This window comes from Pseudomonas frederiksbergensis (assembly GCF_900105495.1).
In the GTDB taxonomy this organism is placed as follows: domain Bacteria; phylum Pseudomonadota; class Gammaproteobacteria; order Pseudomonadales; family Pseudomonadaceae; genus Aquipseudomonas; species Aquipseudomonas frederiksbergensis.
In genome coordinates this window covers 1,375,172-1,393,799 of sequence record NZ_FNTF01000002.1, presented here as the reverse complement: position 1 = coordinate 1,393,799, position 18,628 = coordinate 1,375,172, and the positions used below count along the sequence as shown (strand labels likewise).

General features: G+C 60.5%; 14 protein-coding genes. 4 read left to right on the top strand and 10 right to left on the bottom strand.

Features of this window, described 5'->3' with window-relative positions; translation table 11 throughout:
- Nucleotides 1-69: 69 nt before the first annotated feature.
- The 3 genes from hutU to hutC all read right to left on the bottom strand — a co-directional run bounded on the left by hutU (nucleotide 70) and on the right by hutC (nucleotide 3,474).
- Nucleotides 70-1,758 carry a urocanate hydratase gene (gene hutU / locus BLW70_RS06965; protein ID WP_074872794.1) on the bottom strand — a complete coding sequence of 563 codons (1,689 nt, stop codon included), beginning with the start codon at nucleotides 1,756-1,758 and terminating at the stop codon, nucleotides 70-72.
- A 481-nt stretch (nucleotides 1,759-2,239) separates the two neighbouring features.
- The gene (locus tag BLW70_RS06960) at nucleotides 2,240-2,809 is read right to left on the bottom strand and encodes a HutD/Ves family protein (RefSeq protein WP_074872792.1); all 570 of its coding nucleotides are present in this window, start codon (nucleotides 2,807-2,809) and stop codon (nucleotides 2,240-2,242) included.
- Nucleotides 2,806-3,474 carry a histidine utilization repressor gene (hutC, locus tag BLW70_RS06955; RefSeq protein WP_232252242.1) on the bottom strand — a complete coding sequence of 223 codons (669 nt, stop codon included), beginning with the start codon at nucleotides 3,472-3,474 and terminating at the stop codon, nucleotides 2,806-2,808. Before hutC ends, BLW70_RS06960 begins: the two co-directional genes overlap by 4 nt.
- 200 nt (nucleotides 3,475-3,674) lie before the next feature.
- On the opposite strand from hutC, the gene BLW70_RS06950 reads away from it, so the two are divergent.
- The gene (locus tag BLW70_RS06950) at nucleotides 3,675-5,039 is read left to right on the top strand and encodes a formimidoylglutamate deiminase (RefSeq protein WP_074872786.1); all 1,365 of its coding nucleotides are present in this window, start codon (nucleotides 3,675-3,677) and stop codon (nucleotides 5,037-5,039) included.
- Between the two features lie 130 nt (nucleotides 5,040-5,169).
- On the opposite strand, the gene BLW70_RS06945 is transcribed toward BLW70_RS06950, so the two are convergent.
- On the bottom strand, nucleotides 5,170-5,739 hold the full coding sequence (locus tag BLW70_RS06945) for a lipocalin family protein (protein WP_074872782.1): 570 nt from the start codon (nucleotides 5,737-5,739) through the stop codon (nucleotides 5,170-5,172).
- A 31-nt stretch (nucleotides 5,740-5,770) separates the two neighbouring features.
- Nucleotides 5,771-6,025 (bottom strand): hypothetical protein, encoded by a 255-nt coding sequence (locus tag BLW70_RS06940; protein WP_074872779.1) that lies wholly within the window; start codon nucleotides 6,023-6,025, stop codon nucleotides 5,771-5,773.
- 29 nt (nucleotides 6,026-6,054) lie between these two features.
- Here BLW70_RS06940 and BLW70_RS30665 point away from each other — a divergent pair, with 29 nt between their 5' ends.
- The gene (locus BLW70_RS30665) at nucleotides 6,055-6,207 is read left to right on the top strand and encodes a hypothetical protein (protein WP_159439158.1); all 153 of its coding nucleotides are present in this window, start codon (nucleotides 6,055-6,057) and stop codon (nucleotides 6,205-6,207) included.
- Nucleotides 6,208-6,307: 100 nt separating this feature from the next.
- On the top strand, nucleotides 6,308-8,200 hold the full coding sequence (locus tag BLW70_RS06935) for a methyl-accepting chemotaxis protein (protein WP_158242618.1): 1,893 nt from the start codon (nucleotides 6,308-6,310) through the stop codon (nucleotides 8,198-8,200).
- Between the two features lie 173 nt (nucleotides 8,201-8,373).
- On the opposite strand, the gene BLW70_RS06930 is transcribed toward BLW70_RS06935, so the two are convergent.
- The 5 genes from BLW70_RS06930 to BLW70_RS06910 all read right to left on the bottom strand — a co-directional run bounded on the left by BLW70_RS06930 (nucleotide 8,374) and on the right by BLW70_RS06910 (nucleotide 17,889).
- The gene (locus BLW70_RS06930; protein ID WP_074872773.1) at nucleotides 8,374-8,976 is read right to left on the bottom strand and encodes a DUF924 family protein; all 603 of its coding nucleotides are present in this window, start codon (nucleotides 8,974-8,976) and stop codon (nucleotides 8,374-8,376) included.
- Nucleotides 8,977-8,978: 2 nt separating this feature from the next.
- Nucleotides 8,979-9,989 carry a class 1 fructose-bisphosphatase gene (locus BLW70_RS06925; protein WP_074872770.1) on the bottom strand — a complete coding sequence of 337 codons (1,011 nt, stop codon included), beginning with the start codon at nucleotides 9,987-9,989 and terminating at the stop codon, nucleotides 8,979-8,981.
- Nucleotides 9,990-10,226: 237 nt separating this feature from the next.
- On the bottom strand, nucleotides 10,227-11,600 hold the full coding sequence (locus BLW70_RS06920) for a DUF3999 domain-containing protein (protein WP_074872767.1): 1,374 nt from the start codon (nucleotides 11,598-11,600) through the stop codon (nucleotides 10,227-10,229).
- On the bottom strand, nucleotides 11,597-15,169 hold the full coding sequence (locus tag BLW70_RS06915) for a DUF2339 domain-containing protein (RefSeq protein WP_074872765.1): 3,573 nt from the start codon (nucleotides 15,167-15,169) through the stop codon (nucleotides 11,597-11,599). Before BLW70_RS06915 ends, BLW70_RS06920 begins: the two co-directional genes overlap by 4 nt.
- A gap of 269 nt (nucleotides 15,170-15,438) precedes the next feature.
- Nucleotides 15,439-17,889, bottom strand: coding sequence for a glycogen/starch/alpha-glucan phosphorylase (locus BLW70_RS06910; RefSeq protein WP_074872762.1), 2,451 nt, complete (start codon nucleotides 17,887-17,889; stop codon nucleotides 15,439-15,441).
- 254 nt (nucleotides 17,890-18,143) lie between these two features.
- Here BLW70_RS06910 and BLW70_RS06905 point away from each other — a divergent pair, with 254 nt between their 5' ends.
- Nucleotides 18,144-18,587: a YkgJ family cysteine cluster protein gene (locus BLW70_RS06905; RefSeq protein WP_008149447.1), complete on the top strand. Its 444-nt coding sequence runs from the start codon at nucleotides 18,144-18,146 to the stop codon at nucleotides 18,585-18,587.
- The last annotated feature ends 41 nt before the right edge of the window (nucleotides 18,588-18,628 follow it).

Sequence of the window (18,628 nt, the reverse complement as noted above, 5' to 3'; positions counted from 1 at the left end):
GCACCTTCAACATCAATTCCAGCATTGCCGCCGCTATCGCTGGCAAGCCAGCTCCCACAGGGATTTGCGTTATTTGCCGGTGATCATCGGCAGGTTCAGGCCCTGCTCCTTGGCGCAGTCGATAGCGATCTGGTAACCCGCATCGGCGTGACGCATGACACCGGTCGCCGGGTCGTTGTGCAGCACGCGAGCGATACGCTCGGCCGCTTCGTCAGTACCGTCGCAGACAATCACCATGCCCGAGTGCTGGGAGAAGCCCATGCCGACGCCGCCGCCGTGGTGCAGGGAAACCCAGGTCGCGCCGCTCGCGGTGTTGAGCAGAGCGTTGAGCAGTGGCCAGTCGGACACGGCGTCGGAACCGTCCTGCATCGATTCGGTTTCGCGGTTCGGGCTGGCAACAGAGCCGGAGTCCAGGTGGTCGCGACCGATCACGATTGGCGCCGACAATTCACCGCTGCGAACCATTTCGTTGAACGCCAGACCGAGCTTGGCGCGCAGGCCCAGGCCAACCCAGCAGATGCGTGCCGGCAGACCCTGGAAGCTGATGCGCTCGCGCGCCATGTCCAGCCAGTTGTGCAGGTGGGCGTCGTCCGGGATCAGTTCTTTGACCTTGGCGTCGGTTTTGTAGATGTCTTCGGCATTGCCCGACAGCGCAGCCCAGCGGAACGGACCGATGCCGCGGCAGAACAGTGGACGGATGTAAGCCGGTACGAAACCCGGGAAGTCGAATGCGTTCTCGACGCCTTCTTCCTGGGCCATCTGACGGATGTTGTTGCCGTAGTCGAAGGTCGGAATACCCATTTTCTGGAATTCGAGCATCGCTTTAACGTGCACGGCCATGGACTGCTTGGCGGCTTTGACGACAGCAGCCGGCTCGGTCTTGGCGCGAGCGCGATACTCTTCCCAGGTCCAGCCGGCGGGCAGGTAACCGTTGAGCGGGTCGTGGGCGCTGGTCTGGTCGGTGACCATGTCCGGGCGCACGCCACGCTTGACCAGTTCCGGCAGGATTTCCGCCGCGTTGCCCAGCAGGGCGATGGAAATCGCTTTGCCTTCCTTGGTGTATTTGTCGATGCGGGCCAGCGCGTCGTCGAGGTCGGTGGCTTGCTCATCGACGTAACGGCTGTTCAGGCGGAAATCGATGCTGACCTGTTGGCATTCGATGTTCAGCGAGCAAGCCCCGGCCAGGGTTGCAGCCAGTGGCTGAGCGCCGCCCATGCCGCCGAGGCCTGCGGTCAGGACCCAACGACCTTTGAGGTCATCGTTGTAGTGTTGGCGACCGGCTTCGACGAAGGTTTCGTAAGTGCCCTGGACGATGCCCTGGCTGCCGATGTAGATCCAGCTGCCGGCAGTCATCTGGCCGTACATGGCCAGGCCTTTGGCGTCGAGTTCGTTGAAGTGTTCCCAGCTCGCCCAGTGTGGCACCAGGTTGGAGTTAGCGATCAGTACGCGCGGGGCGTTGCTGTGGGTCTTGAACACGCCGACCGGCTTGCCGGATTGCACCAGCAGGGTCTCGTCGTCATTCAGGTTGGTCAGGCTTTCGACGATCTTGTCGTAGCATTCCCAGTTACGCGCCGCACGACCGATGCCGCCGTAAACCACCAGTTCTTTAGGGTTCTCGGCGACTTCCGGGTCGAGGTTGTTCATCAGCATGCGCAGCGGCGCTTCAGTCAGCCAGCTTTTGGCGGTCAGCTTGTTACCGCGTGCGGCACGGATTTCAACGTCACGATACTTCGTAGGTTTCTGGGTATTGTCAGTCACGAAAAAGACTCCTCAGCGATCAATCCAAACCAACCCTGGCGGTGGGTAAGCCAGCCTGTGCGCGTCAACGCGACACAAGCGAATCAGTGGACGTTGCGAGGAGCCTCGATCGACTCATACGCATACGTCTTTACTTGTACATACAAGCATATGCAATCAAGCGGCCAACTTGCTGGATGGGTGTTCAAGAAAAGTTTTGAAAATGGCTGGAGAGCGCCTGAATCAAGGGTTCTGGCGAAGATGAAATTTTTCGGGAGGGTTTTACGAGGAGGATTACAGCTGTTACTTGAGCGGGGTTTTGCGCCACGCTGGGGCGTTCGGTAACAAGTTGGTGCGCAGTTTCGAATCAGATGATCGTTCCCACGCTCTGCGTGGTAACGCCGCCATGGACGCTCCGCGTCCGCTGTTGCGACGGTGACGCGGAGCGTCACGGGATGCATTCCCACGCGGGAGCATGGGAACGATCAGTGGTGGTATTGGATCAGCGTGCAGTCAGCTCGATCACACAGCACTGGCCCTTGATGGAGATATCCAGCAGTCCGACATTACCGACGAGTTGCAGGCAATCATGGCGACCCAGTTGTGCGTCGCTGTTACCGACCTTCACTTCAAGCTCATCGGTGACACTGAACACAAGCACGGTGCCGGCCGAACTGAAAAACCGCTGCTCGCCGTCCAGCCACTGCAACCGTGCGCTATAACGCTGCGGTGCATAAATCAGGTTGAAGTCGCGGATCGGCCCACCAAGCAATGTGCAGGAAACCTGGCTCTCGCCGCTGAAAGCAAACGGGTCCAGCGGTAACAATGGCCGAGTGTCCTGACCATCAATCCGCAAGGTCATGCCGTCGCCTTGCAATACGGTGATCACTCGCTCATAGCCGGCGAATGTCGAGAAGCCGCCCGACTCGCCGATGTCGGCAATCGACAGGCGCCAGCCGAAACCCTCAAGGCCGGCACCTCCATCACGGGTGATTTCTTCAGTGCTGCCGCCGCCGTTTTTCCACGGCATGCGCGGGTAATCTTTTGCGCGTAGAACCTTTACTTGATTCATTTATGAAACCGACCTTCCAGACGATGACGGGAACCAGGGTGGATCAATCGGGCGGCGGTCACTGGCTGACGGCCGGACCAGGTGCGGCGACGAATCAGCAGGCACGGCTCGCCCTTTTCAATCTGCAGCAACTTGCATTCGGACGGCTCGGCGAGAATCGCTTCGACCACATGCTCGCCTTCGGTCAGCGGCGCGACCTGGTTCAGATAGGCGTAAGGCGTTTGCAGGGTGAAGTCTTGCTTGAGGTACTCCGGCGCCACCAGTGCGTTGACGAAACGGTCTTCGATTTGCACCGGGATATCGTTTTCGAAATGCACGATCAGCGAGTGAAAGACTTTCTGCCCTTCACGCATGTCCAGGGCCAGTGCGCGCTCGGAACCGGCGGCCTCTTCCTCGAGGGTGATGACCTTGCAGGTGTGGCGATGGCCACGGGAGGCGATTTCGTCGGCGATGTTGTGGACTTCAAACAACGCGGACTGGCTTTTCGGTTCGGCGACGAACGTGCCGACACCCTGCATGCGCACCAGCAGACCATCGGCGGTCATCTCGCGCAGGGCGCGGTTGATGGTCATACGGCTGAAACCCAGCTGGCTGACCAGCTCGCTTTCCGACGGAACGCGGTAGTGCGGCGGCCAGTTTCCACTGTCGATCTGCTGGGTGATCATCTGTTTGACGCGGGCGTACAAGGGCGCCGGACTGTCGCCCAGATTGGCGCTCAGATTGGCATTCGGCGGCAATGTGGCAGAGGGAGTCGGCACGGTTAATCCTTGTTCATCTGTTAGAGGTTGCTAGCTTGCCGGAGTTTACCGAGCAGGCAAACGTCTGTATATGTATATACAAATAACACACGATGGGGTGCTGAACCATGTCCGCCTTCTTTGCCGAACGCGCGCTGCTGCCTAGTGGATGGGCCAACAATGTACGTCTTGAGGTCAGCGCCGATGGCGTGTTGACCCATATCCAGGCCGATTCCAACGCAGATGGCGCCGAACGGCTTAGCGGTCCGCTGCTGCCGGGTATGCCGAATCTACACTCCCACGCCTTCCAGCGCGCCATGGCCGGGCTGGCGGAAGTGGCGGGTAATCCGAATGACAGTTTCTGGACCTGGCGCGACTTGATGTATCGCCTCGTCGGAAAAATCAGCCCGGATCAACTCGGCGTCATCGCCCGCCAGCTGTACATCGAAATGCTCAAGGCCGGTTACACCTCGGTCGCGGAATTTCATTACGTACACCACGACACCAACGGCCAGCCTTACGCGGACCCGGCCGAACTGGCGCTGCGCATCAGCCACGCCGCCAGCTCCGCCGGGATTGGCCTGACGCTGCTGCCGGTGCTCTACAGCCATTCCGGTTTCGGCGGGCAGGCCCCGAACGAAGGCCAGCGCCGCTTTATCAACAGCACCGAAAACTACCTCAAGCTTCAGTCGCGCTTGCAGCCGATCCTGGCGCAGCAACCGGCGCAGTCGCTGGGATTGTGTTTCCACTCGTTGCGCGCGGTAACACCGCAGCAGATCAGCGAAGTATTGGCGGCCAGCGACAAGCAGTGCCCGGTACACATTCACATTGCCGAACAGCAGAAGGAAGTCGATGACTGCCTGAGCTGGAGCGGCCGCCGTCCGCTGCAATGGCTGTACGAAAACACTGAAGTCGATCAGCGCTGGTGCCTGGTTCACGCCACCCACGCCAACCCGGAAGAAGTCACGCTGATGGCCAAGAGTCGCGCCATCGCCGGCTTGTGCCTGACGACCGAAGCCAACCTCGGCGACGGGATTTTCCCGGCGGTGGATTTCCTCGCTCAGGGCGGGCGCATGGGCATCGGTTCCGACAGCCATGTGTCATTGAGCGTGGTGGAAGAATTGCGTTGGCTGGAATACGGCCAGCGTCTGCGCGACCAACGACGTAACCGTTTGTATGGCGCGGATCAGCCGATGGTTGGCCGCACGCTGTACGACGCGGCACTGGATGGCGGCGCTCAGGCGCTGGGTCAGCCGATTGGTGCGCTCGAAGTTGGCAAACGTGCGGATTGGCTGGTGCTGGACGGCAACGATCCGTACCTGGCGACGGCCAGCGGCGACGGGATTCTCAATCGTTGGTTGTTCGCCGGTGGCGATCGCCAGGTGCGGGATGTGCTGGTCAATGGCCAGTGGGTTGTGCGCGATGGGCGGCATGCTGGCGAAGAAGAAAGTAACCGCGCCTTCACCCAAGTCCTGCGCGATTTGTTGGGTTAACCCCCCCGCCGATCGTTCCCACGCTCTGCGTGGGAATGCAGCCCGGGACGCTCCGCGTCCCAACAGCAGACGCAGAGCGTCCATTGAGGCATTCCCACGCGGAGCGTGGGAACGATCAGTAGCGCAGTGATCAGTTCGACGTCTTGGCCATCTGCGTATCTGTCGCGCGCCAGATCAGCCGTGTGGTGTCGTAACCTTGCTGACGCGCCTTGCTCAGCAGTTCCTCACGCACCACGCCATTGACCGTCGGGGTCCGTGACAGCAGCCACAGATACTTGCGGCTCGGGTCGCCAACAATGGCGGTCTTGTAGTCATCGCTGACGTACAACACCCAGTACTCGCCCTTCGCCACACCCGGAATCAGCCGCGAAAACCAGGTATCGAACTCGACCCACAGCTTGTCGGTCTTGCCCGGTTCCTGTGGCCAGGCCACGCCTTTGGCCTCTTCCCATTGCCAGTCCGCTGTCAGGCAGCGATTGAGCACCAATACCTTGCCGTCGGGCTTGAGCGTGTAATGGGCTTCGGATTGCGCGCAGTTGCGCTGGAAATACATCGGCAGACGAGCCAACTCGTACCAGGTCCCTTGGTACTTCTTGAGATTGACGCTATTGGCAGTTTTCGGTGCCAATGGATCTACGCCAGAGGTGGCGCAGCCGGCCAAAAACAAGCCGGCTAAAAGGACTATCAGTAACCGCTTCATTGTTTTTCTCCCGTGGGCGTATAACCCCGGTTTACTTCAGGCCTTGGCCGGAAAACATCAGCACTTTGTCACCGGCGTACTGCACGCTGATAAAGCTGTTCTTGTCACCCCAGGTGCAACTGGACATGCCGAGCGCGCCGGAGCAATCGGCGGGTTTGCCCAGCAAGTTTTCTACTTCGGCCTTGGGCATGCCTGACGACAGCTTCGAGTAGTTTTCCTGATTAACCTTGCTGCAAGCGGCCAACAACACGCAGAACGAAAGCAGGGCAATAGAGCGCAGCGACATGGTGTAGCTCCTGGGGCAAAGGGGATGGCATGGCTGCCAAGCTGAAGCTTAGAAGAGAAAACCCCAATCTGGTTCCCTGGCCTCCCGCCTATTTATTTGGCCGTTCGTCTGCCTTATTTGGAAAATCTGCAACTTTACTTTCGCTATCGGGTATTTCGTCGGTTTTCGCAAAAACCGCCTAATCTTTGGCGCCGGCCAGTCGACATAAAAGCAGCGCAACGCCCACGACTGTGGCAAATTGACGCCCCTTTGTTGACCAGCCCCTCCGCGGTAGTTCATTTAATGACCAGAAACATGAAGTTCAGCCACAAGATCTTGTTGGCTGCCGCCCTCGTGGTGGCCGTTGCATTCGCTTGTTTCATCCTTTTCAACGACTACCGCCAGCGGCAAACCCTGCGCAGCAGTACCGAATCCTCGATGCAGGAACTCGGCAGCCTGACCACCAGCAACATCCAGACCTGGCTGGAAAGCCGCATTCAATTGCTGCAATCACTGTCCCAGCAGGTCGCCGTGGACGGTAGCGCTGCGGCCAGCCTCAAGCGCGCCATCGACTTGCCGGCCTACACCACTAACTTTCAACTGAGCTATTTCGGTGGCACTGACGGTGTGATGTTCTCGGTCCCGGCCGGCAATCGTGCCGCTGATTACGATCCCCGTGCCCGTGGCTGGTACAAGGCGGCGAACACTGCGCAACAGACCATCGTCACCGAACCTTATATCGCTGCTTCGTCGGGCAAACTGGTGATCACCGTCGCCACACCGGTGAAACATCAGAATCAAATGATCGGCGTCGCCGGCGCAGACATCGACCTGTCCAGCGTCAGCGCGATCATCAACTCGCTGAACTTCGGCGGCCACGGCCATGCGTTCATCGTCAGCGCCGACGGCAAGATCCTGATTCATCCAGACAGCAAACTGGTGCTCAAGAGCCTGGCCGACGCCTACCCGAACGGTGCGCCGAAAGTCAGCCCGGGCATGAAAGAAGTCGAGATCGACGGCAAGACCCAATTCATCTCCTTTACCCACGTCAACGGTGTGCCCTCGGCAGACTGGTACGTGGCGCTGGTGCTGGATCAGGACACCGCGTTCTCGATGCTCAGCGAGTTCCGCACCTCGGCGATCATCGCCATGGTCATTGCCGTGGTGATCATCATCGCGTTGCTGGGCATGCTGATCAGCTTCCTGATGCAGCCACTGCTGACCATGGGCCGCGCCATGCATGACATCGCCGAAGGCGAAGGTGACCTGACCAAACGCCTGACCATCCACGGCCAGGACGAGTTCGGTGCGCTGGGCACCTCGTTCAACCGTTTTGTGGAGCGGATTCATACGTCGATTCGCGAAGTGTCCTCGGCCACCGGCCAGGTCAACGAAGTCGCCTTGCGTGTGGTGGCGGCGTCGAATTCGTCGATGTTCAACTCCGACCAGCAAGCCTCGCGCACCAGCAGCGTAGCCGCCGCCATCAACGAACTGGGTGCTGCCGCCCAGGAAATCGCCCAGAACGCCGCCCTCGCCTCTCAGCATTCGAGCGATGCTCGCGCATTGGCCGAGGACGGTCAGCAAGTCGTGGATAAAACCATCGCGGCGATGCAGCAGCTCTCGGCGAAGATCAGCGATTCGTGCGGCAACATCGAAACGCTCAACAGCAATACCGTGAACATCGGGCAGATTCTGGAAGTGATCACCAGCATCTCCCAGCAAACCAACCTGCTGGCACTCAACGCCGCCATCGAAGCGGCCCGGGCCGGTGAAGCCGGTCGCGGTTTTGCCGTGGTCGCGGACGAGGTGCGCAACCTCGCGCACCGAACCCAGGATTCGGCGCAGCAAGTGCAGAAGATGATCGAGGAACTGCAAGTCGGCGCCCGGGAGGCCGTGATCACCATGACCGACAGCCAGCGCCAGAGCGAAAGCAGCGTCGGCATCGCCAATCAAGCGGGCGAACGTCTGGGTAGCGTGACCCAGCGCATCGGTGAGATCGACGGGATGAACCAGTCGGTGGCCACTGCGACAGAAGAGCAGACGGCGGTGGTGGAGTCGATCAACGTCGACATTACCGAGATCAACACGCTGAACCAGGAAGGCGTGGAGAATTTGCAGTCGACGTTGCGTGCGTGTTCAGACCTTGAACAGCAGGCGGCGCGGTTGAAGCAGTTGGTGGGTAGTTTCAGGATTTAACTGCCAGTCACTGATCGTTCCCACGCTCTGCGTGGGAATGCCTCAACGGACGCTCTGCGTTCGGCTCTGGAAGGGACGCGGAGCGGCCCGGGCTGCATTCCCACGCGGAGCGTGGGAACGATCAATGTGGGAGCCAGCCTGCTGGCGATAGCGGCATCAGCTACAGCAGAAAACTAAAAGCGAGAACCAGGCCCCGAAAGAAACGCCAACTCCTCAGCCGTAGATTCCCGGCCCAACACCGCATTGCGATGCGGAAACCGTCCAAAACGCGCAATGATCTTCTGATGCCGCTCGGCATAATCCAGGTTGTCCGCAAACACCGCCCGATCCGCCTCGGGTTGCTGTTCAACCAGATCGATAAACCGCGAAACCGCTTCGTTCTGCACCGCCAGATTCTCGCAATGCTCGAACACCAGGTAGATGAACACTCGCTGGATCGGCCGCAACTGCCGATCGAAATCCGCAGCAATGCCTTGCGCCACCAGTGCCTGAGCCCTGAGATCGCCTGAAAAGGATTTGGGAGTGTCGCGATAGATCATGCGCGGCAGTTGATCGAGCAACAGCACCAGGGCCAGCCAACCTTCGGGGCATTGCGCCCATTCGGTCAATCCGCCGGCCAGTGCCTGCTCGACTTGGTCCCCGAAACGCGTGCGCGCTTCGAGGTCCTGGCTGTCACGCTTGCCAAACCATAACTTGCCCTTCTCAGCCGCTATTTCGTTGGGTGATTCGAAAGATCCAAACCACCATTCGAGCAACGGCTGCCAGGGCGCGGTCATGTTTATTCCTTGTGGTAAGCCGTGACGCGCTCGACTTCTTCTTTCGAGCCGAGGAACACGGCGACACGCTGGTGCAAGCCGTCAGGCTTGATGTCGAGGATGCGCTGATGGCCATCGGTGGAAGCGCCGCCAGCCTGTTCAACCAGGAACGACATCGGGTTGGCTTCGTACATCAGACGCAGTTTGCCCGGCTTGGATGGCTCGCGGCTGTCGCGTGGGTACATGAACAAGCCACCACGGGTCAGGATGCGGTGCACGTCCGCGACCATCGCGGCGACCCAACGCATGTTGTAGTTCTTTTTCAACGGGCCTTCTTCGCCCGCCAGCAATTCGCTGACGTAGCGTTGTACCGGCGCTTCCCAGTGACGCTGGTTGGAGGCGTTGATCGCGAATTCCTGAGTGGACTCCGGGATCTTGATGTCTTCATGAGTCAGCACGAAGCTGCCCATTTCGCGGTCCAGGGTGAAGCCTTTTACGCCGTCGCCCAAGGTCAGGATCAACATGGTCTGTGGACCGTAGATCGCGTAACCGGCAGCCACTTGCTCAGTGCCTGGCTGCAGGAAAGCCTTTTCATTCAAGGGCTCGTTTTGGCTCAGGTATTCGTTCGGGCAACGCAGCACCGAGAAGATCGTACCGACCGGTGCGTTGATATCGATGTTCGACGAGCCGTCCAGTGGGTCGAAAACCAGCAAGTACGCGCCTTTCGGGTATTTGCCCGGAATCTGGTAGGCGTTGTCCATTTCTTCGGACGCCATGCCGGCCAGGTGACCGCCCCATTCGTTGGCTTCGAGCAGGATCTCGTTGGAGATCACGTCGAGTTTCTTCTGCACTTCACCTTGGACGTTTTCAGTGCCCATGCTGCCCAGAACACCGCCGAGGGCGCCTTTGGACACGGCGTGGTTGATCTCTTTGCAAGCACGCGCCACCACTTCGATCAGGAAACGCAGATCGGCAGGGGTGTTATTGCTACGGGTCTGCTCAATCAAATAGCGACTCAGGGTAACGCGGGACATGGAAGGCTCCGGTGGAATGGGGGGCTAAAAACCCGCGCAGTTTAACGCGAGTCAGGGCGCATTTCCTCCTATCAGACGTGTTACACCCAATAGAGTTCATGCGCCCGGTTTAGCGTAGTTGGAATCCAGGTTCTTTTCCGACCGATAAACCGTCTTCGCGAGCAGGCTCGCTCCCACAGGGTCCGCATTCCACTGTGGGAGCGAGCCTGCTCGCGATTGGGTGCGCAGCACCCGCCTTCAAGGCTTGACCGGCGGCTTGCGCAACAGACTGAACGCCATCGCGCCCAGAAACAAAACACTGAGCAACAACACCGCCCACAGCCCGAACTTCTTCCAGTTGGTGTCCGTCGTCGCCGTCGTTGTCACGGTCGATGCCGGCGTGGCCACCAGCCCGCCGTCCACCGTAGCCTTGCCCAACGTCGCCAACTTTGCAGCGCTGTAATCCGGAATCAACGTCGACAGCGGCAGGCTCGCCGCCTTCACCGTGGCACTTCCCAGCGCGAGCGTATAAGGCCCTGCCCCGCGCGCCAGGAACACCAGATGAATGGAGCGCACGGCGAATCGCACCGTTGGGGCCTCGGCACCCAGACCGCCGCCGCGCTCGTCCACCGTCAGCTTCAACTGCTGTACGGTTTGCCCCGGCAGCTGCAATTCGTTCTGCACCACATCCTGGCCATTCTGGGTCAGGCGGTACAGCAAACCGCTGCTCAACGGCTGCCACGGCAGGCTGCTTTCCCGACGACCGGACAAGGTCACGGGCGCCAAACTGTTGGGCTGACTCAATTCGACCTGCAAGCGCTCGACATTCAGTCCCATCGGTAATTGCCAGGTGTATTCACCCGCCTTGACGCTGCTGCCGGCCAGCGGCTGCGACCAGACAAGCGGTAGCGGCAGGCTGCGGGTCTTGGCGCTTTGCAGTTGCGCCGAGGTCAATGTCGGGGCCGATTGCGGCGTGTTCCACAGCAAGCGCAGATAACGGGCCGATTGACCCGGCAGCGCGACTTCATGCTGCTCGACCTGTTCGTCGGCAAACGTCAGGCGCGCCACCTGACCTTCACCCCACGATTGCCAGTGCTGCAGGTCGTCGCTCGCTTCGATGGTGAAACGCTGGAAGCCATCGCGTTCGCTGGTCCAGTCGAGGATCAACTGTTGCAACGGTGCTTTGATGCTGCTGGCGTCGAGCAACCAGCCGCGCAGCACTTCTTCGCCCGCCTCCAGTTGACTGGATGGCTGCACTTCGACCAGCGTGCCGTTGGCGCTCGATTGCACCCGCACGCTCGGTGCACGCTCAGTGGAGTCCGCCGAGTTGTATAGCGGGAACCATTTCACATCCGTCAGGGTACGGTTGTCGCTGGTCTGCGCCGGCGCACGCGCCAAGGAATACGCCTGGGCCTCACCGGCGGCATTGAACACGCGCACATCGCTGAGATCGGTTTGCCGCGCATTCAATTGCACGCTCAACGGCAATTCGAGGCGATACCACGGACCTTCACCGCTGACCGACAACGGCACCTGCGTGGCGAAGTCCGCCAGTTTTTCCTGGGCACTGGCCGACAACGCCACACCCAGGGCAACAGCGCCCAACCAGACCCGGTTCAGCTTCTGACTCAAGACGACACTCCTTCGGTTTGCGGGGCCGGTTTTTCAGCCTCCGGCTCAGCATCAAAGCGCTTGGGCGGCAACGGGGCGAAATAGCCCACCACCAACAGCAATACGCCAACGCCGATAAACGAGACGATCCGGGCGAGTCCGCCGCGGTTACTCAATTCGACAAAGAACAGTTTGGCCACCACCACACCAATCAGCGCCGCACCAATCAGCCAGACTTCGCGGCGATGACGCAAATGACCGCCGATCATCAGACTCAGGGCCATCAAGGTCCAGACGATGGACAGGCCGGCCTGCACCAGCATGGATTCGAGCAATAGATCCAACTCGAACGGCACGCCGCCCCAATGGTGAGCCGTGCGCATTACCAGCGCCGTGAAGAACACAAACAGCGAGGCGCCAGCGATCAGTTGCGTGGCGTGTTCGGCATAGTCCTTGCGGATCGCCAGTTGTGTCATGGCGCTGCGGGACCATACGTAGACGCCGAACAGCGCAAACAGCAGACCCAACTCCAGCGGGTTGATCAGCGGCACGTAAGGCAACGGCTCGGCGGTGCCATCGCTAACGATGTTCGCCAGCCAAAACCAGCCGAGCATCAGCAACGTCAACGGTGCTGCCGCGTACACGCGGTATTCGCGCGAATAAGCCGACACCGGCCATGGCCAGGCACGGGGTGCGGCCATCAGTACCAGATACAGGCTCGGCAGGATCGCCCAACCCAACCAGCGCCAGGCGTTGTACTGCTCGGACAACAGCAACAGGCCGTAACGCAGCTCCAGGGCCAACACACCGATCAACAGCCAGCAGCCGAGTACGTGCGCGGTACTGAGCGCGCGCGCCGGCAACATCGGCGCCAGACGCCGCAGGGAGATGAAGTGCACGACGAACACGGCCGCCCATACCAGCCAACCAACATTGGCCGCTGGGTGATAACGCGAGTGCCACGCAGCCAGCAACACCAAACCGGACGCAAGCATCAGCAAGGTGCAGAGCAAGCCCAGCGACGACCATTTCAAACGCAACGCCAAGACTGTCCACAGAGCCACACTCGCTGCCGCAACCACCAGCAACAACGTCGCTTGCAGGTTCAAAGGTGCGAAGCGCAGCACCTCGCTGACCCACGCCAGCGCCCACCAAGCCGCGCCCCACACCAGCAGCACTTCGGACAAGCGCTGCAAGCTCAGCACATCGAAGGCCGAAGCATGGTCGCCGAGCTGCAAGCGCCAGGCGCCCACCATCGCAGCCAAACCCAACACCAGCGGCGTCCAGAAACCGCTATGAGCCAGAGGTTTCAATCCTTCGCTCGCCAGCGGTCCAAGCAAATCCGGCCCGGCCAGCAGGAACGCCGCGCCACCGATCACTTGCAACAGCAAACCGAAGACAAAACTCACGCGCTGTTTGAGGTACAGGCTGAGCCAGATGATGAACAAACCGCTGGCCGCCCATACCGCACTCGCTGTTTGCCAAGGCAGGACGAACAGCACCGCCAGATTGATCAACACCAGACCGGCCAGCAGCACCACCGACAAGCCGCGCAGCAAGCGCACGTCGCTTCGGACCATCTCATCGCGCGCCGCCAGCAACATGCCAGCGATCAGCGCCAGGCCGATCAACGACGCACTCAACAAACCGCTCCAACCCGCGTTGAATACAGCGCCGGACTCACCGCTCGAACCTTGCAGCCGCAGCAGGAACAACGCACCGCCGAGCAACTGCACGGCGAATGCGGTGAACAGGAAGGTGCGCGATTGCAGACGCAAGCCAACGAACAACGTCGCCAACCCCGCCAGTGCCCAACTGATCGCCGTGCCGTGAGTGAAGAAAAACAACGGCGCCAGCAGATAAAGAAAGGTCAAACCGAGGCAGGCCAATACCGGCAGCCCTTTACGCTCCCAGTCCGACGCCTGCTCGGGCAAGGCTTTGCGCAACTGGTAGAAGCTGAACAACAACGCTACGCCGAGCATCAATGCACCGAGCGGCGCACCGTCGAGCAGACTACTTTCGCCGATTCGCAATTCACTGAGGAAGGCCAGGGCCGAGCCCAGTTGCAGCAGCAAGGCAAAGGCTCGGGCCAGCGGTCGTTGCTGACGCAGGCCCAGCCAGAAGATGCCGGCGCCTTCGACGGCCCAGGCAGCAGCGGTCCAGCGCGCATCGAGCCCCAAGGGAATCGCCAGGCTGGCGAAGATCACCCCCAGCGCCAGGCAGGTTTCCGCCAGCAGCAACGCGCGTCCGCCCATCAGCAGCCGCGCCAGGCCCATGTAAATCATGCCCAACGCCAACGCGCTGAAGGCTGCGGCGAACTCCAGGTGATGGACCAACGCGAACTGCAAGCCGAAGCCCACCAACGGAGGACCGAACAGCATCGTGCCGTCGACGTAATCGCCCTTGCGCGCCGACCAGTGCAGCAGCGCTTCACGGCTGTCGTCCTCTGGCGCATCGCTCATTTCCAGCAACTTGCGCCGGGCGAACAGCAGACCGATGGCCAGGTACATCAGGAAGAACACAATCAGGAACGGCTCAGTGCTCCACAACAATTCCGGCGTGTAGGAACGCAGGCCCCAGGCGAAACCGATGCCGAATGTGCCGACGAAGCCGATCAGGTTGAGCAGCCGCCAGGCCTTGAACCAGGCGATGGCGAGGATGCCGGCGTTGAGCAAGGCGAAGTAGCTGAACAGCGCGACATGATTGCCGGCACCGGTGGAGGTCAGGATCGGCGCCGCAAAACCCCCGAGTGCCGCAGCGGCAGCCAGGCCCAAGGCATCCTGGGTGATGGCGAGAATCGCCGAGAACACCGTCACCGCGACCAGCAGACCCAACGCCGCCGTAGGATCGAGCAGCGGATGCAGGCGCATCGCAGCAAACACGGTCAGGTACAACACCGCGATCCCGGTGCCTTGCAGCATCAACGCGTAATGGTTGTTGCGCGTTCTAAGCCACCAGCCCAGCCCCAGAAGCCCCAATGCCGCCGCCACAACACCGGCATAACGCAACTCGATCGGCACCACCATGCCTTCGGTGGCGTAACGCAACAGGAAGGCCAGGCCGAGAAACAACAGCACCACACCGACCCGCAGCACCGTGTTGCCGCCGAACAGCCAGTTGCGGGCGCCACTGATGGCGCGATCGATGAAGTTCGGGCCACGCGGGATGGCGGGTTGTTGCGGCTCGCGGGCGACCGGCTGGGGTTTCCAGGCATCGACGGGCACTGGACGGCTCGCTTCAGCGGCGACCACGGTGATCGGTTCGAGTTCGGGGGGGAGCTCCCAGATCAGCTCCGGGGCTTCGACAGGGATTTCGTCGAGCGTAAATTCAGGAGCCGGCTCGGGCTCGTGGGTTTCCGGCGTCTTGACGCCTGACACTTCCAGCAGTGACAACCGTTGCTGCACTGCATTCAGCGCAATCTGAGCCTGATCGAGTAGCTTGCGTTGCTCGGCAGCCTGAGAACTCAGGCGGCCAATGCGAATGGCCTGGCCAATACCCAGCCCGAGCAGCGCGCCCAGCAGCGCATCGCTGAACGACTCGTCGAGTACCCAGCCCAGCACCAGCCCAATCAGCATGAACATCCATTGCATGGTCAATATCCCTAAGCGGCCCCGCTGCGGGGCGAATCCGGGTAAAGCGGCATCTGGCTGAGTTTAGTGTGAAACCACACAAACCTGTGGGAGCGAGCCTGCTCGCGATGAGGCCTGACATTCAGCATTGATGTTGAATGTCAGTCCGCTTTCGCGAGCAGGCTCGCTCCCACAATGGATCGCGATGCATACCGCCCGGTGTAACCGGCGCTTAGTATATCGATCAGGCCCAACAACCGTCGGGCCTTGCTCGCAATTATTGCTAAAAGTTACTCCAAAGCTTTCCAGATATCCGTGGCGTACTCGCGAATGGTCCGGTCGGACGAGAACCAGCCCATCCTGGAGGTGTTCAACACCGCCGAACGCCACCATTCCTTCGAATCGTGCCAATGGGCTTCTACCCGCATCTGCGCTTCCCAGTAAGAGTCGAAATCGGCGCAGACCAGGAAGCGATCGTAGTCGATCAGCGAATCGATCAATCCTGTGTAACGGGAAGGATCATCCGGCGAGAACACCCCGCCGCGTATCGCTTGCAGCACATCATTGAGCCGATGGGAGGCCGCAATATCCGGCGTCGCGTTGAACTCATGGTTCTGCTTGCGCGCTTCAACCTGCTGGGCGCTGAGGCCGAAGATGAACATGTGTTCAACGCCGATGCGTTCGCACATTTCCACGTTCGCCCCGTCCAGGGTGCCGATGGTCAGCGCGCCGTTGAGGCCGAACTTCATGTTGCTGGTGCCCGATGCCTCGAAGCCTGCGGTGGAAATCTGCTCCGACAAATCCGCGGCCGGAATGATGCTTTCCGCCAGACTGACGTTGTAGTTGGGCAAGAACACCACTTTGAGCAAACCGCGCACGGTCGGGTCGTTGTTCACCACCCGGGCGATGTCGTTGGTCAATTTGATGATCAGCTTGGCCTGGTGATAACTGGCCGCCGCCTTGCCGGCGAAGATCTTCACCCGGGGCACCCAATCGACTTCCGGTTCGGCGCGAATCGCCTGATACAGCGCGACGGTGTGCAAAAGGTTCAGCAACTGACGTTTGTATTCGTGGATCCGTTTGACTTGCACGTCGAACATCGCGGCCGGGTTGACCGCAACGCCAAGTCGCTCATGAATGATGTACGCCAGGGCTTTCTTGCTGTGCAGGCGCTGCTCGGCGAAGGCCTTGCGGAACGCGGCTTTCTCGGCGAAGGGTTCCAGGCCGAGCAGACGCTCTTCGGCGTTGTCCAGCAGATCCGGGCCGAGGGCGTCGACCATCATCGAGGTCAGCTCAGGGTTGGCCTGGTAAAGCCAGCGGCGGAAGGTGATGCCGTTGGTCTTGTTGTTGATCCGGTCCGGGTAGAGCTTGTGCAGTTCGGAAAATACCGTTTTGCGCATCAGCTGCGTGTGCAGCCCGGACACGCCGTTGACGCTGTGGGAGCCAAGGAACGCCAGGTTGCCCATGCGCACACGGCGGCCGTTGTCTTCTTCGATCAGCGACACCGCGCGCAAGACCTCGAAGTCATGGATACCCTTGGCCCGCAGCGAATCGATGTGCTGGGCGTTGATCAAATAAATGATCTGCATGTGCCGTGGCAGCATCCGCTCCATCAAACCGACCGGCCAGGTTTCCAGCGCTTCCGGCAGCAGCGTGTGGTTGGTGTAGGACAGCGTGTCGACGGTGACCTGCCATGCCGCATCCCACGCGACGTCATAGACATCGACCAGTTGCCGCATCAGTTCGGCCACGGCAATCGAGGGGTGCGTGTCGTTGAGCTGGATCGCGGCATGATCGCCCAGGGTCAGGACCGAGGTGTGCATGTTGCGATGGCGGCGCAGCAAGTCCTGCAAGGACGCGGCGACGAAGAAATACTCCTGACGCAGGCGCAGTTCCTGGCCGGCTTCCGTGCTGTCCGCCGGGTAGAGCACCCGGGAAATGCTTTCGGCCCGGGCGACTTCTGCCACGGCGCCCAAGTGGTCGCCGGCGTTGAAGCGTTCCAGGTGCAAATCTTCCATGGCCCGGGCGCGCCACAGGCGCAACGTGTTGACGCTCGCTCCGCGCCAGCCGACGACCGGCGTGTCATACGCAATCGCGCGAACGGTTTCCGCTGGCGTCCAGACTTGCTTGGACTTGCCGGCTTCGTCGGTGACGGTTTCGACACTGCCGCCGAAACCGATCGGGTAAACGACCTCTGGCCGCTCGAACTCCCAAGGATTACCGAAATCCAGCCAGTGCTCGGTCTGTTCCTGTTGCCAGCCGTCGACGATGGCCTGGCGGAACAAACCGTGTTCGTAACGAATGCCATAACCGTGGCCGGCAATGCCGAGGGTCGACATGCTTTCCATGAAGCACGCGGCCAGACGACCGAGGCCGCCGTTGCCCAACGCTGCGTCGGGCTCCAGCAGGCGGATGCGCTCAAGGTCGACGCCGAGTTCAGTCATGGCCTCGCGGGCGACGTCCAGCAGGCCAAGGTTGCTCAGGCTGTCGTAGAGCAGACGGCCGATCAGGAATTCGAGGGAAAGGTAATAAACCCGCTTTTGACCTTTGCGGTAAATCTGCCGGGTGTGATCCATCCAGTGCTCGACCATGTGATCGCGCGCCGCCAGGGCAATGGCTTCGAACCAGTCGTGGTCGAAGGCGTGATCCGGGTCTTTGCCCACCGCGTAGGTGAGTTTGGTCAAGACGGCGTCGCGAAATGCGGCCACCTCTGCTTCGCGAACAAGTGGTTCTTGAGTCATTGAAAGGACCTCGAGCGAGCGTGGAGTTGTTGAGCCTAGACGGTCTGACAGGCCGTTGGAACTCTGGTTCGGCAGTTTTTCCCGTTAGTGTGAGATAGATCGACATTACCTTGCCGCGCACCGGAAAGAATGCAGGGGCCGTGCCGGGTTACAGGTGTTATCGGGCGAAATACGAAAAAATCTGGCGAAAGGTTGTTCAAAAATCCACCAGTCCCGGTATGATCGCGCGCCCTGATGCACGCTGGTAACAACCGATGATGAAGTCCAACCTGATCGCCGCCGCGGAGATCGATCGCCTCGATACCTGGGCCAAGTACTCCGCCCCGATGTGTGGTTCGTGTGTTTCCAGCTGCTGCACCCTGCCGGTCGAGGTCAAGATCAAGGATCTGATCCGTATCGGCATCGTCGATGAATTCGAGCGAGGCGAGCCGCCGAAGAACATCGCCAAGCGTCTGCAGAAGGAAGGGATCGTCGAGCGTTACAACCAGAAGTCCGAGATCTTCACCCTTCAGCGCATGAGCAATAACGATTGCCTGTACCTGGATCGTAAGAGCCGTCTGTGCACTATTTATGAAAAGCGCCCGGATACTTGCCGCAACCACCCGAAAATCGGGCCGCGGCCGGGGTATTGCGCGTATAAGCCCAAAGAAGTGGCGCGCGAGACCAGCGAGAGCCGTCGCACCCTCGAAAAGTTTTAACCCAACCCTGATCGTTCCCACGCTCCGCGTGGGAATGCCTC

What these genes read in the sequence shown, in the direction of transcription:
- BLW70_RS06960 (WP_074872792.1), bottom strand. Translation starts at nt 2,809, where the DNA reads ATGAATCAAGTAAAGGTTCTACGCGCAAAAGATTACCCGCGCATGCCG.
- hutC (WP_232252242.1), bottom strand. Translation starts at nt 3,474, where the DNA reads ATGATCACCCAGCAGATCGACAGTGGAAACTGGCCGCCGCACTACCGC.
- BLW70_RS06950 (WP_074872786.1), top strand. Translation starts at nt 3,675, where the DNA reads ATGTCCGCCTTCTTTGCCGAACGCGCGCTGCTGCCTAGTGGATGGGCC.
- BLW70_RS06945 (WP_074872782.1), bottom strand. Translation starts at nt 5,739, where the DNA reads ATGAAGCGGTTACTGATAGTCCTTTTAGCCGGCTTGTTTTTGGCCGGC.
- BLW70_RS06940 (WP_074872779.1), bottom strand. Translation starts at nt 6,025, where the DNA reads ATGTCGCTGCGCTCTATTGCCCTGCTTTCGTTCTGCGTGTTGTTGGCC.
- BLW70_RS30665 (WP_159439158.1), top strand. Translation starts at nt 6,055, where the DNA reads ATGGCTGCCAAGCTGAAGCTTAGAAGAGAAAACCCCAATCTGGTTCCC.
- BLW70_RS06935 (WP_158242618.1), top strand. Translation starts at nt 6,308, where the DNA reads ATGACCAGAAACATGAAGTTCAGCCACAAGATCTTGTTGGCTGCCGCC.
- BLW70_RS06930 (WP_074872773.1), bottom strand. Translation starts at nt 8,976, where the DNA reads ATGACCGCGCCCTGGCAGCCGTTGCTCGAATGGTGGTTTGGATCTTTC.
- BLW70_RS06925 (WP_074872770.1), bottom strand. Translation starts at nt 9,989, where the DNA reads ATGTCCCGCGTTACCCTGAGTCGCTATTTGATTGAGCAGACCCGTAGC.
- BLW70_RS06915 (WP_074872765.1), bottom strand. Translation starts at nt 15,169, where the DNA reads ATGCAATGGATGTTCATGCTGATTGGGCTGGTGCTGGGCTGGGTACTC.
- BLW70_RS06910 (WP_074872762.1), bottom strand. Translation starts at nt 17,889, where the DNA reads ATGACTCAAGAACCACTTGTTCGCGAAGCAGAGGTGGCCGCATTTCGC.
- BLW70_RS06905 (WP_008149447.1), top strand. Translation starts at nt 18,144, where the DNA reads ATGATGAAGTCCAACCTGATCGCCGCCGCGGAGATCGATCGCCTCGAT.